Origin of the sequence: Hyphomicrobium sp. GJ21, assembly GCF_001006785.1 — a bacterium.
Classification (GTDB): domain Bacteria; phylum Pseudomonadota; class Alphaproteobacteria; order Rhizobiales; family Hyphomicrobiaceae; genus Hyphomicrobium_B.
The window spans coordinates 47458-60585 of the sequence record NZ_CDHO01000001.1 but is presented as its reverse complement, the minus strand read 5'-3'; the positions used below and the strand labels follow the sequence as shown (position 1 = coordinate 60585).

General features: G+C 61.6%; 12 protein-coding genes. 2 read left to right on the top strand and 10 right to left on the bottom strand.

What is annotated here, in order from left to right:
- The first annotated feature begins 42 nt into the window (after positions 1 to 42).
- Complete coding sequence (locus tag HYPGJ_RS00255; protein WP_046845364.1) at positions 43 to 954, top strand: methyltransferase domain-containing protein; 912 nt, start codon at positions 43 to 45, stop codon at positions 952 to 954.
- Here the strand turns inward: HYPGJ_RS00255 and mutT are convergent.
- The 4 genes from mutT to HYPGJ_RS00235 all read right to left on the bottom strand — a co-directional run bounded on the left by mutT (position 923) and on the right by HYPGJ_RS00235 (position 4280).
- Positions 923 to 1330: an 8-oxo-dGTP diphosphatase MutT gene (mutT, locus tag HYPGJ_RS00250; RefSeq protein ID WP_013217140.1), complete on the bottom strand. Its 408-nt coding sequence runs from the start codon at positions 1328 to 1330 to the stop codon at positions 923 to 925. The genes HYPGJ_RS00255 and mutT overlap by 32 nt on opposite strands.
- The gene (locus HYPGJ_RS00245; RefSeq protein WP_046845363.1) at positions 1327 to 1983 is read right to left on the bottom strand and encodes a thiopurine S-methyltransferase; all 657 of its coding nucleotides are present in this window, start codon (positions 1981 to 1983) and stop codon (positions 1327 to 1329) included. The genes mutT and HYPGJ_RS00245 overlap by 4 nt, the downstream gene beginning before the upstream one ends.
- Before the next feature lie 12 nt (positions 1984 to 1995).
- The gene (argJ, locus tag HYPGJ_RS00240; RefSeq protein WP_046845761.1) at positions 1996 to 3243 is read right to left on the bottom strand and encodes a bifunctional glutamate N-acetyltransferase/amino-acid acetyltransferase ArgJ; all 1248 of its coding nucleotides are present in this window, start codon (positions 3241 to 3243) and stop codon (positions 1996 to 1998) included.
- 101 nt (positions 3244 to 3344) lie between these two features.
- A complete protein-coding gene (locus HYPGJ_RS00235) occupies positions 3345 to 4280 on the bottom strand; it encodes a peptidylprolyl isomerase (RefSeq protein WP_046845362.1) in 936 nt (311 codons plus the stop codon).
- Positions 4281 to 4676: 396 nt separating this feature from the next.
- On the opposite strand from HYPGJ_RS00235, the gene secA reads away from it, so the two are divergent.
- Complete coding sequence (secA, locus tag HYPGJ_RS00230) at positions 4677 to 7628, top strand: preprotein translocase subunit SecA (protein WP_046845361.1); 2952 nt, start codon at positions 4677 to 4679, stop codon at positions 7626 to 7628.
- Positions 7629 to 7691: 63 nt separating this feature from the next.
- Here the strand turns inward: secA and HYPGJ_RS00225 are convergent, their stop codons facing one another.
- The 6 genes from HYPGJ_RS00225 to HYPGJ_RS00200 form a co-directional block, all read right to left on the bottom strand.
- On the bottom strand, positions 7692 to 8273 hold the full coding sequence (locus tag HYPGJ_RS00225; protein ID WP_046845360.1) for a TIGR00645 family protein: 582 nt from the start codon (positions 8271 to 8273) through the stop codon (positions 7692 to 7694).
- A 108-nt stretch (positions 8274 to 8381) separates the two neighbouring features.
- Entirely contained in the window at positions 8382 to 9380 is a 999-nt protein-coding gene (locus HYPGJ_RS00220) for a murein L,D-transpeptidase family protein (protein ID WP_046845359.1), read from the bottom strand.
- A 139-nt stretch (positions 9381 to 9519) separates the two neighbouring features.
- Entirely contained in the window at positions 9520 to 9858 is a 339-nt protein-coding gene (locus HYPGJ_RS00215) for a hypothetical protein (RefSeq protein ID WP_046845760.1), read from the bottom strand.
- 167 nt (positions 9859 to 10025) lie between these two features.
- A complete protein-coding gene (locus tag HYPGJ_RS00210) occupies positions 10026 to 10913 on the bottom strand; it encodes a murein L,D-transpeptidase family protein (protein ID WP_046845358.1) in 888 nt (295 codons plus the stop codon).
- 17 nt (positions 10914 to 10930) lie between these two features.
- Positions 10931 to 11896 (bottom strand): murein L,D-transpeptidase family protein, encoded by a 966-nt coding sequence (locus tag HYPGJ_RS00205; RefSeq protein WP_046845759.1) that lies wholly within the window; start codon positions 11894 to 11896, stop codon positions 10931 to 10933.
- A 173-nt stretch (positions 11897 to 12069) separates the two neighbouring features.
- Positions 12070 to 13035, bottom strand: a complete 966-nt coding sequence (locus HYPGJ_RS00200; RefSeq protein WP_046845357.1) for an acetyl-CoA carboxylase carboxyltransferase subunit alpha — start codon at positions 13033 to 13035, stop codon at positions 12070 to 12072.
- Positions 13036 to 13128 lie beyond the last annotated feature (93 nt).

The window sequence follows — 13128 nt, the reverse complement described above, 5'->3', positions numbered from 1 at the left end:
GCAAGGCCGCATCGGCAGCGAGACCTTCATGGACGGATTGCGATGGCTGGCGCGCCGCAGATTTTCGACCAGAAACTGATCCGGGAGCGGAGAAACCGCATCGCGGCCCAGGGCGATGCCGAGTTGCCGGATTTTCTCTTGTCTCGCGTTGCCGACGACTTTGCGGATCGCTTGAGCATCGTGCGCCGCGACTTCGCGGTGGCTGCGAGCGTTGGCGCATACCACGGCCTGCTCGCCGCGCGCCTTCGCCAGCTTCCGAACATTGGCGAGATCATCGATGTCGAGCCGTCCGAGCGCTGCGTCGAGCTTTCGACGGCACAAAAGGTAGCGGCCAAAGACGATGCCCTGCCGTTCGCACCGCAAAGCCTCGATCTCGTCGTGTCGGGCCTCTCGCTGCATCTGATCAACGATATCCCGGGCGTGCTCGCGCAGATCAACCGCGCCCTGAAACCCGACGGGCTTTTCCTCGGAGCGCTCCTCGGCGGCGAAACGCTGAGAGAATTGCGCGAGTCATGGTTGCTCGCCGAAGAGGAACTCTACGGCGGGGCCTCGCCCCGCGTCGCGCCGTTCGCCGATGTGCGCGAATTGGGGAGCCTGCTGCAGCGCGCCGGTTTCGCGCTTCCCGTCGCCGACAGCGATCCGGTGCGCGTGACGTATGGATCGCCCTTGGCGCTGATGCGCGATCTGAAGGCGATGGCGGCAAGCAACATGCTGATCGAGCGTAGCCGCAAACCCGTCTCGCGACGCCTGCTGCTGCGAGCCGCCGAAGTCTATCAGGAAAGCTTCGGCCTTCCCGACGGCCGCATTCCCGCAACCTTCGAGATCATCACGCTGACCGGCTGGGTGCCGCACGAAAGCCAGCAAAAACCGCTCGCGCCAGGATCGGCGAAAGTGCGGTTGTCCGACGTGCTGAAACCTAAGCCTAAGCCAGATAATCCCGGAGCCAAGGAATAAGGGGCTCGTCCGCAGGCGGCATGCGGTAGCGCGAAAGATGCAGCGCCCGGACCCACTCGATCGTCTGCCCTTCGCGTGGCGCGATCTCACCGTCCCACGTCCGGCAAACATACAGCGGCATCAGAAGGTGGAAGTCGTCGTAGGCGTGGCTCGCGAAGTTGAACGGCGCGAGGCACGTCCGGCAGAGATCGACGCTGAGCTCTTCCTTGATCTCGCGGCAGAGCGCGTCCTCGGGCGTCTCGCCGGGCTCGATCTTGCCGCCCGGAAACTCCCAGAACCCTGCCATCGGCTTGTTGGCGGGGCGCTGGGCGATCAGCACGCGTTTGTCGTCGTCGATCAATGCGACGGCGGCGACGAGAACGAGCCGCTTCGTCATCGCCGCCTCAGAACGTAGGCCGTTTCCTGGAGTGCAGAGACGCCGCGCCGGCGCAGATTGCCGCTGGCTTCCAGTCCGTCGCGCGCTTCGAGCACCTGAATGTCGAACGTATCGCCGTAAAGTCGCTCGACTTCCGCGCGCGGCACCGAGAATGGCGGTCCGGACATTTCATGCTCCGGGTATTCGAGCGCAACGAGGAAGACGATCGCCGAACTCGGAATGATGCTGGCGAGCTTTTTCGCGTAGCGCTCCCGAAGATCCGCGGGGAGCGCAATCAGCGCCGCCCGGTCGTAGACCGCAACGGCATCGCGCACCATGTCGGCCGACGTTTCGAAAAAGTCACCGCGGTAAAGATTGAACGGCCCGGCGGAATAGAGATCGAACGGCCCCTCCGAGCGAATTTCGGGTGTCTGACCGCCGTCCTTGAAGAATTCCCGAACCGCGACGTCCGAAAGCTCGACGCCGATGACGCGATGCCCCTGCGTCGCCAGCCAGACCATGTCGTAACTCTTGCCGGCCAGCGGCACGAAGACCGCGCTTGCGACCGGCAGATTGAGCGTTGACCAGAAGCGTTTCAGTTGCTCGTGAACGTGGGGCTGATGAAAACCAATGTCTCGCCGTTTCCAGCGCTCCGTCCAGAAAGCCTTTTCCATCCGTCTCTACGTTCAGCTCCGATAGTCTGCGTTGATCGACACATAGTCGTGTGTCAGGTCACAAGTCCAGACCGTCGCCGAAGCCTTGCCGACGCCGACCGCGATGCGGATCACGATTTCGCGATTCTTCATGTAGGCCGCCGCCGTCTTTTCATCGTAGTCGGGAGCCCGCTCGCCGTCGCGCGCCACGCAATGCGGTCCGAACCAGATAGAGAGTTTGTCGCGGTCGGCCGCTTCGCCGGATTTGCCGACAGCCATGACGACCCGGCCCCAGTTGGGATCTTCTCCCGCGATGGCGGTCTTGAGGATCGGTGAATTGGCACACGCGAGCGCGATAGTGCGTGCCGCCTCCCAGGACTTCGCACCCTCCACCTCGAACGTCACGAACTTCGACAGCCCTTCGCCGTCCTTGGCGACCTGAATGGCGAGGTCCTGCATCAGATCGTGCAGCGCGTCCGAAAACGCCGCGAGCTTCTTCGACTTCGCCTTCGTCACCAGCTTCTGACCGCGCTCGGCGGCATGTCCGGTCGCAAACACGAGGCACGTGTCGCTCGTGGACGTATCGCCGTCGACCGTCATGCAGTTGAAAGTCGTCTTGACGTGTTCGCTGACGAGGTCTTGCAGCGCGTCGGCGGGGATCGCCGCATCGGTAAAGATGAAGCACAGCATCGTCGCCATGTCGGGCGCGATCATGCCCGCGCCTTTGCAGAAGCCGTTGATCGTCACTTCCGTGTCGCCGATCAGCGCCGTGCGCGTGGCGAGCTTCGGATAAGTGTCGGTCGTCATGATGGCGCGCGCGGCGGCTTCAAAAGCATCGGCTTCTGCGTTTTTCGCGAGTTTCGTCAGCAAATGCGCGAATTTCGTCGCGTCGAGTGGTTCGCCGATGACGCCCGTCGAGGCGACGAAAACGTTATGCGGGCGGCAGCCGACCGCTTCGACCGCGTGCTCGACCGTGATGTCGACGGCATCGCTGCCCTTTTTCCCGGTGAAGGCGTTGGCGTTGCCCGAGTTGACGACAAGCGCCCGTGCCGAACCCTTCTTGAGATGCTTGCGGCAGAGAAGCACCGGCGCCGACGCCGTCTTCGATTGGGTCAACACGCCCGCGACCGACGTGCCTTCATCGAGCACGGCGAGCAGCAGATCGGTTCGCTTCTTGTAGCGGATGCCAGCTTCGGCCGTCGCGAAAGTCACGCCGTCGATGGGCGGAAGCTTGGCAAGAACCGATGGTGCGAACGGTGAAACGTCAGAGACTTTGCCCATGAAACCCTCCGCTATGGCATGCGGCTCCGTGAAACAGATCGGGCCGCCATAATCAAGCGGCCCGATCCAGAAAATCAAAAGGTTGCGTCTCGATGCGGCCGTTATGGCTTCGGCGCATCCTTCGGAGCGTCTGCAGGAGCCGCCGCCGGTGCGGTCGACGGCGCCGCGCTCGGAGCCGCCTGCTTGGCGATCATCGCGTTGCGCTCGTCGATGGACTTCTTGATCTCTGGATCGACGATCTCGATCTTGGCGTTGGCGCGAAGTTCCATCGCCGTTTTCTGAGCCTTCTGCAGGAGCAGCGACTGCGCGATGCGGTCCTTGACGATTTCAAAGGCGGGCGGCTGCTTCGTGCGGCTGTCTTCCAGCTTGACGAGATGCCATCCGAACTGGGTCTTCACCGGGTCGGAAACCTCGCCCTTCTTCAGCTTGAAGACGACCTCTTCGAACTGCGGAACCATCTGGCCGTGGCCGAAATAGCCGAGATTGCCGCCGTCGTCCTTTGAGCCCGGATCCTTCGAGTTTTCCTTCGCGAGCTGGGCGAAATCCGCACCTTTGTCGAGCTTCGCCTTGAGCTCTTTGGCCTGCTCTTCGGTTTCGACCAGGATATGGCGTGCCGAAACTTCCTCTTCCGGCTTCAGAAGCTTCACCTGATCGTCATAGATCTTGCGCGCATCCGCGTCGCTGACCGAACCCTTGATGACCTTCTCGAAATACAGCTCTCTCAGCGCCCGGCGCTTGAGATAGGCGAGGCGCGTTTCGAAGTCGGGGCCCTGATCAAGCTTGGCCTTTTCGCCCGCTTCGGCAAAAAGCTGGTTGTCGATGAGGAATTCAAGCAGCGAGGTGCGCTTCTGCGGCCCGGGCATCGTGCCCATGTCGCTGCCGATTTCGCTTTCCGCGACGGCGAGATCGCCCTCCGTGATCGGCTTCCCGTCGATGGTGGCGACGACCTTATCCTGCGCGAAGGCCTGCATGCCCGGCGCCCCCAGAAGCGCGACCGCAAATGCGACCGTAAAGGCGGTAGGGAAGATGCGCTTCATAGGTGTAAGCTCCGAAGTTGGGATGAGAAATGCCCGCCTGACCGATTTTCGGCGCATAGCTGCGTCAGTCCATACAGGCTGCAAGCAGACGGGCCTCGATAACGGCCTAGGGTTGGAAAACCAAGTTAATATTTGAACAGACCGGCAAAATTTGAACGCTGGGAGACACGCTTCTGAACATTGACAGTCGGGGGGACGAGTTCTTATGTCTGCCCCAGATCGGCGCGGGTTTCGGCCCGTTCGGACCACGTGAGATTGCCGAGGGAACGTGATGCAGGCGTGGCGGGGAGGCCCTTGCCGCGCATTTTCTGCTGAATGGAACCTCAGCTGAACGCAACCCTTGCCCGGGCGCACTGATGCGTGCGGGCTGATGCTGACGTTAGGACGGATTTCAAGATGCTCTCGTTCGGTGGCTTCGCTTCGAAAATCTTCGGTTCGTCGAATGAACGCAAGGTCAAGGGTTTCAGGGCCCGCGTCGCGGCGATCAACGCACTCGAAAGCGAAGTGCAGGCGCTGACCGATGAGCAACTGCGGGCGCGCACGGAAGAGTTTCGCAAGGAACTCGAGGCAGGCAAGACGCTCGACGATCTGCTCGTCCCCGCCTTCGCCACGGTTCGCGAAGCCGCCAAGCGCACGCTCGGCCAACGCCACTTCGATGTGCAGCTGATCGGCGGCATGGTTCTGCATCAGGGCGACATCGCCGAGATGCGAACCGGCGAAGGCAAGACTTTGGTCGCCACGCTTCCGGTTTATCTGAACGCCTTGAACGGCAAGGGCGTGCACGTCGTCACCGTCAACGACTACCTCGCCAAGCGCGACGCCGAATGGATGGGCCAGGTCTACAGCTTCCTCGGGCTGACCGTTGGCATCATCGTTCATGATATGTCGGATGAGCAACGCAAGCTCGCCTATGCCTGCGACGTGACTTACGCGACGAACAACGAACTCGGCTTCGATTATCTCCGTGACAACATGAAGATGGGTCGTGACGAGATGGTGCAGCGTCCGCACATCTACGCGATCGTCGACGAAGTCGACTCGATCCTGATCGACGAAGCACGTACCCCGCTGATCATTTCGGGCCCGCTCGAAGATCGCGCCGAGCTGTATCAGACGATCGACGAAATGATGAAAATCGTCGAGCCGGGTGACTTCGAGCTGGACGAAAAGCAGCGCCAGGTGTCGTTCACCGAAGTCGGCAACGAGAAGATGGAGAATGCTCTCGAGCAGGCCGGAATGCTCAAGGGCACGCTGTACGACATCGACAACGTCACGATCGTTCACCACCTCACGCAGGCGCTGAAGGCGCACAAGCTGTTCCAGCGCGATAAGGATTACATCGTCAAAGGCGGCGAAGTCGTCATCATCGACGAATTCACCGGCCGCATGATGCCGGGGCGGCGCTACTCGGAAGGTCTCCACCAGGCGCTCGAAGCCAAAGAGCACGTCGAGATCCAGCCTGAGAACCAGACGCTCGCCTCGATCACGTTCCAGAACTACTTCCGTCTTTACAAAAAGCTCGGCGGCATGACCGGCACGGCAATGACCGAAGCCGACGAGTTCATGGATATTTATGGCCTGCAGGTCGTCGATATTCCGACGAACCTTCCGGTGAGCCGTATCGACGAAGACGACGAAATCTACCGCACGCAAAAGGAAAAGCTTGCGGCGATCGTCCAGTCGATCGCGGAAGCCAAGGAGCGCGGCCAGCCGATCCTCGTCGGCACGACGTCGATCGAGAAGTCGGAGCAGCTTTCCGAGCTTCTCAAGGATCACAAATACCTGCGCGAACTCGCGCACTCGCTCGAGAAGAATGCGAGCGAGCTGAAGCCCGGCAAGGAAGACGAGCTGCGCAAGCACTTCACCGACATGGCGGCGCTGCTGACGAAGTTCGCAACCGAATCGAAGGGCAAGAAGCAGGCGATCGAGCATAGCGTTCTGAACGCCCGCTATCACGAGCAGGAAGCCAACATCGTCGCGCAGGCCGGCGTCCCGGGCGCCGTCACGATCGCGACGAACATGGCCGGCCGCGGCACCGACATTCAGCTTGGCGGCAACGCCGAGTTCCGGCTGCGCGATTGGATCGCGGAAGAAACCGCGAAAGGCGCAGCCCCGGCCGAGGACGCGATCAAGAGCAAGCGCGCCGAGCTTATCGCCGACGTCGCTCAGAAAAAGCAGAAGGCGCTCCAGGCCGGCGGCCTCTACGTGCTCGCGACCGAACGCCACGAAAGCCGCCGCATCGACAATCAGCTGCGCGGCCGCTCCGGCCGTCAGGGTGATCCGGGCCGCTCCAAATTCTATCTCGCGCTCGATGATGATCTGATGCGCATCTTCGGCTCGGAGCGCATGGACAAGGTGCTGCAGACCTTGGGCCTCAAGGAAGGCGAGGCGATCACGCATCCGTGGATGAACAAGTCGCTCGAGACCGCACAGAAGAAGGTCGAGCAGCGCAACTTCGACATCCGCAAGCAGATCCTGAAGTACGACGACGTGATGAATGACCAGCGCAAGGTCATCTTCGATCAGCGTCTCGAGATCATGGGCGAGGATGACGTCTCGGAGACGGTCGTCGAGCTTCGCAACGAACTCATCGATCAGCTCGTGACGCGCTTCATCCCGCCGACGGCCTACGCCGAGCAGTGGGATACGGCGGGCCTCAAGCAGCAGGTGCAGGAAATCTTCGCCCTCGATCTTCCGATCGACGCCTGGGCAGGCGAGGAAGGCATCGCCGACGAGGAAATCAGGGAGCGCATTCGCTCCGCGGTCGAAGCCAAGGTCGAGGAAAAGACGAAGGAGCTCGGACCGGAGCTTTATCGCCAGATCGAAAAGATGGTGCTGCTCCAGACGCTCGATCATCTCTGGCGTGAGCATCTCGTGACGCTCGAGCATTTGCGTCAGGTTATCGGCTTCCGCGCTTACGGTCAGAAAGACCCGCTCAACGAGTACAAGAGCGAAGGCTTCATCCTGTTCGAAAACATGCTCGGCCGCCTGCGCGAAAACGTGACGGGCCAGCTGATGCACGTCGAGCTTGCGCCGCCGGAGGATCAACCTGCGCTGCAGCCGGTCGATCTCCCGCCGATGGTGGCGCACCACGTCGACGCGACGACCGGACTGGATGAATTCGAACAGAATCCCGAGCTTGCGATGGCCGATGCCGCGATCGCTGGCGCTCGTGCCCGCCGCAATGCGCCGCCCGAGCCTGAGAAGCGTGCGCCGCTTCAGAGCCGCCGCGGCGAAGGCGCCGCCGATCCGAATGATCCGGCGACGTGGGGTCGCGTGTCTCGCAACGCCCTGTGCCCGTGCGGCTCAGGCAAGAAATACAAGCATTGCCACGGCAAGATGGATTGATTGAACGTGATGTCGATGGACTGATCTTGGATCAGTCCATCGACGTTCGTTTTCCGGCGACCGTCAGTGGCCGCTCGTCTTCGTTCCGGCTTCCGATGCGCTCGCCTCGGTGCTTCCGTGCCCGCCGCCCGCGATGCGGTCAGAGAGTGCAAGCAGCACGCTCGAGACGACGAACACGATGTGAATGATCACCAGCCAGAACAGCTCTTTCTCGCGCTCCGGCGTGACGGTTCCGAGTGACATGAACTGACGCAGCAGCTGCACGGCCGAGATCGCGACGATCGACGACAGCATCTTGAGCTTCAAGGCCGCGAAATCGATCGTGCCCATCCATTCCGGGCGGTCGCCGTGGGTCGAATGATCCATCCGCGACACGAAATTTTCGTAGCCCGAGAAGATCACGATAATCAGCAGCGATCCGGTCAGCGTCAGATCGACAAGCGTCAGCAGCCCGAGGATGACGTCGGATTCGGTCGAGACGAACGCAGTCTGCGCGAGATGCAGAAGTTCCATCAAGAACTTGATGAGCAGCACGAAGAGCGCCAGCGCCAGCCCGAAGTAAAACGGCGCCAGCAGCCAGCGTGAGCTGAACAGCATGCTCTCAAGAAAAATCTCTACCCGCTTGATGACGGTCTTCTCTGCCATGTGTTTCGAGCCTTTCGCAGTTGCGATATCACGCTTCTATCGCAAGCTCGTCCAGCTGAGGCAAGTTCCGTCGTGCGGGTGCGAAATCGGCGCCAGATCAGCGCCAGATCAACGGATCAGAGGCCAGGAAAACATCGGCACTGCTGGCGCTTCGCTGTCGAGGCTCGATTGCACCTGCGGGATCGGTCGCGCCGTCTCGGTCGATTGCGACGCGAGCCTTGGCGTGAACGGCGTCGGATACGGCACGTCGCGCAGCCACTGATCCTGTTCGCGGATCGCGGTCAGCGTCGGCCCGCAGGCTTCGAGCGGTCCGGCCGACTCCCGCGCCTGCGTCTCGCGGAAAATGTAGCGCCCGCTGCACACGCCGATGATGGGCGGACGTCTCGTCTGTTCGAAGAGGTCGTAGCCCTCCTTGAGATTCGTCCAGAACGCCTTCCACGGTGACGCGTCCTGCGCCGCCAGGTTTTTGTCGGTCATGCGAAACGGAAACACGTGCACAGGCACGATCTGCTCGCCGCCGTCCATCGCCGCGAGGGTCATTTGATGGATCTCGTCCGAGACCGGGTTCGTCATCGCGAAACAGCCGATGGAGGAGCAGCCGCCGTGCACCAGGATGCTCGACCCAGTGCGCGCCTGCGACTGATCGAGGATGTTCGGAAACCCGAGATCGAGCGACCTTGGCCAGCGCCCGACATGGCGCGTCTGCGAACGCGACAGCGTGTAATAGCCTTCCGGAGCCTGCCGGTCACCGTCGCGCAGCTTCGGCCCGAGCGTTCCGGACCAATGGCAGATCGGATAGGTCGCGAAGAGAATGTAGCCGCCGCCCTTCTGCTTCCAGATCTCAAGCTCCGACTCGGCTTTGAAGATGCGGATCAGAATTGGATCGGCGAGGGTGACGCCCTTGTCGCGCAGTCGCGCCTGCAGGAAAGCGACGTTCGGCGTGCCCGGCAGCGGCAGGGCTCCAGCGGCGGCGGCCCGCTGGCGCTCGACGCGGTCGGCCGCGACGTCCTTGAGTTCGATGGTCAGCGCCTGCGCAACGCCAACGCCGGCGATGGCAAAAGCCAATGCCGCGAAAGTCGTCCTGCGAAGTAAGTTTGGAAATGACATGGATGGTTCGCGACCGAATACCCGCCTGCGCGCTGCGGATAGTATCGCTCACCACCTTCAAATCGAAGTGTCTTTTTGAACACCGGCAGCGGAAATCCGGGTCGGCGGCGCCTTAAGCGGGGCGCCGCAACCCGTGCGATTACCAGCCGTAGTAGCGGCGGCGCCAGGGGCGGACGTAATATCCCGAATAGGGATAATAGGCTGGGCCGGGCACGTACCGTGGGGCAGGAACAGCGTAATAGACGACCGGAGGCGGATAGTAAGCGTAGTCGTAAGGAGACGCGTAATAAGCGTAATAGCCGGGGTCATAATAATACCGGCGGCGATGGGTGACCTTCTCGATCCCGCTGTCTTGTGGAGCCGCATTCTGTGCCGCGGACAGAAGTCCCGCAACGCCTGCGGACGCAGAGGTCGTTGTGCCTCCCAGTCCGGCCAAAGCGGCCGTCATCACGGCCGACGCAAGCCACGCCTTACGCATTACCATCTCCATCGTCATACGATCGCGGAGATATAGCTCATTTTGGTATTTTCGGCCATTCAATTGGTGGTCAGCGTAAAGCAAATATGGATTGCAATTAACAAATACGGAATTGGGAACATATTGATTCAATGCCGGATAAAAAATGAACCCATCCGATGGCGGGATTATCCATTCGGACAGCCGGCCTCGATCGGCTCGCTGTCCGGGCTCGCTCCCGTCCCAGCTTGGAATTGATAGCGTCCTTTGCAGACTGAAACCCTTGGCGGCACGGCGTTCACCTCAAAGAGATCGTGGCCTGCTTTGAGATCCCGCCAGAAGGCGATGTCCGGATCGTTCGCGTGCGCACTAAGCTCAGCCTCGGACATCCGGAACGGATAGACCTGGACCTGGAAGCGCTTTTGCCCGCCTCCGAGCGCTGCCGTGACGAGCCGCCAGATCTCCGCCATCTGCCCGTTGGTCATCGCGAAACAGCCGATCGAGCCGCAGCCGCCGTGCACCATGATCAGCGACCCCGTGCGCCCCTGCGCGCGATCGAAAGCGTTCGGATAACCAAGATTGAACGAGCGGAACCAGCGGCTATTCGGATTGAGCGCGGACGCCTCGACCGTATAGAAGCCTTCCGGCGCTTGCCGGTCGCCCTCAGCGAGCTTCGGCCCGAGCCAACCGGACCAGCGGCAGATCGGATACGTTGCGAAACGGCGGAACGCGCCATCCCGCTGCATCCAAAGCTCCAGTTCGAACTCCCGCTTGAAGATGCGGACGAGCACCGGGGCGCCCTCTTTCAAACCCTGGTCCTTCAGCCGCTCGGAAAACCTGGCGAGATCGGGCTGTCCGGGCATCGGCAAGTCATACTCCGCGCGCATGCGGCGCTGCGAGCGTTCGTAGCGGATCAGGCCGTCGTCGCCGAAAACGACCGGCATCCATTGCTGAGCAAATTGAATGGCAGCGACACCCGCTGCAACGAGCGTGAGCAGAAAGGCGAGCACCAGCACGCCGCCCCATCGTTTCCGGCGGCGTCTCGCGGCGGGCTGCTGCTGAGTGATGTCAGGCATCAATGGTCCGCCAAAATTCAGTTGGCGTTGGCAACGGGCATGCCGGGCATGCTTTGAATCGCCTGCGCGCTTTGCCGTTGCTTGGCGGCGTTGATGTCGGCGAGCGTCGGCTCGAGATCCGGATTGGCGATGCCCTTGAGCTTGTTGCCCTTCGCAACGTCGACCTCTGCCGGCTCGGGGAGCGGCGTGAATGCCGTCATCGCCGGACGCGAGAACGGCGGACACGGTCCATCCGCATCAGGCCGGCTTTGCGCCTGCACGCCGACGACATAGCGGCGCTCGCACACAACGACGTTCGGCGGCACGCGATACTTCTCGAAATAATCGTAGCCCTGTTTCAGCGTCTTCCAATAGCTCAGCCATTTGCTGTTTTTCTCGCGCGCCATGCGTGCGTCCGTCATGCGGAACGGCAGCGCTTGCACCTGGAAGCTCGATTGGCCGGCCTTCAGCGCTTCGCGCGACAGCCCGTAGATTTCTTCCATCAGGGCATCGGTCATGGCGTAGCAGCCCGCCGACCGGCAATTGCCATGCACCATCACTGAATCGCCCGTCCGATTCCACGATCGGTCATAGGCATTCGGATAGCCGAGATTGAACGACAGATAATATTTCGAATTCGGGTTCATCAGGCCCGGCGTCACGGAATAGAAGCCTTCCGGAGCCTGCCGGTCGCCATACGTCAGCTTCGGTCCGATCTCGCCGGACCAATTGCAGATCGGGTACGTCTTGAAATGATAGAAGCGCCCATCGTCGCGCTGCTTCCAGATTTCAAGCTCGGACTCTTCCTTGAAGATGCGGACAAAGATCGGCGAGCCGGACTGCATCCCCTTCTTAGCGAGTAGCGAAATAGTGTCCTTGGACAGGGGAACTTCCGACGGCGGCGGAATCGTGGGCGTGTTGGAGCAGGCCGCGAGCAAAACCGCGCCAGCCATCACCCCCGTCTGAACGGCAGACTTCCACGTCAGCGAGACGCGCGTCAGCACCAAAGCGCCTTTCCCGAACTAGATTTCCCCGTGCCGCGGGTTGGCGGACGAATAACGCAACAGACTCAACGACTACTGAAATTCAGCGAGCACGCTGTCAACTCAAGTATGGTGTCCGAATGCGGCGCCGACGGGACGGTTGCCCCAATTGCGGCCCAGAGTCTACCAGACGCTTATCGCCCGATCGACAGAAAGCGCTCGTGACGCTGAGCGCGAATGTCATCGGCCGATTTGCCGTCGAACTCGGACAGCATCCGCGCGATCGCGTTGCCGGTCGAGATAATCACCGATTCGCGGTCCCGATGCGCCCCGCCTGTCGGCTCCTTCACAATTGCGTCGATGACCCCGAGCTGATCGAGGTCCTGCGCCGTGATCTTCATATTGGTCGCGGCTTCTTCTTTCTTGTTGCTGTCGCGCCAGATGATCGACGCCGCGCCTTCGGGCGAGATCACAGAATAAATAGCGTGTTCGAGCATAAGAATGCGATTGGCCGTCGCGATCGCAATGGCGCCGCCCGACCCGCCTTCGCCGACGATGACTGTGACGATCGGCACGCCGAGGCGCAGGCAGCATTCGGTCGACCGCGCGATGGCTTCCGCCTGGCCGCGCTCTTCCGCGCCGATGCCGGGATAGGCGCCGGGCGTATCGACGAACGTGATGATCGGCAGGTTGAAGCGGTCGGCCAACTCCATCAGCCGCACGGCTTTGCGATAGCCTTCCGGCCGCGCCATGCCGAAGTTGTGCTTGATCCGCTGCTCGGTATCGGAGCCCTTTTCGTGCCCGAGAACCACGACCGAACGGTTGCGGAATTTGCCGATGCCGCCGACGATCGCCTCGTCCTCGGCGAAATAGCGGTCGCCCGCGAGCGGTGTGAAATCTTCGATCAGCCCGTTGACGAAATCGAGCGCGTGCGGACGTTCGGGATGGCGCGCGACGAGCGTCTTTTGCCAGGGCGTCAGCCGCGCATACGTATCGACGAGCGCCGCCTTGGCTTTCTGCTCGAGCTTGGCGATTTCGTCCGCGATCTGCGGACCTTTGCCTTCGACATGCAGCGCCTTGAGCTCCGCCACCTTGTTTTCGAGCTCCAGGATCGGCTTTTCGAAATCGAGATAGGTGCGAAGGGCGGTCGAGGCGTTCACTGGGCTGAGATCTCTCGAAGTTGCAACTGAAGCGTGCGGCGACCGGCTCGCGCATCCGGCGCGGGCGACATTCACCTTGGCTCCCGCGACCTG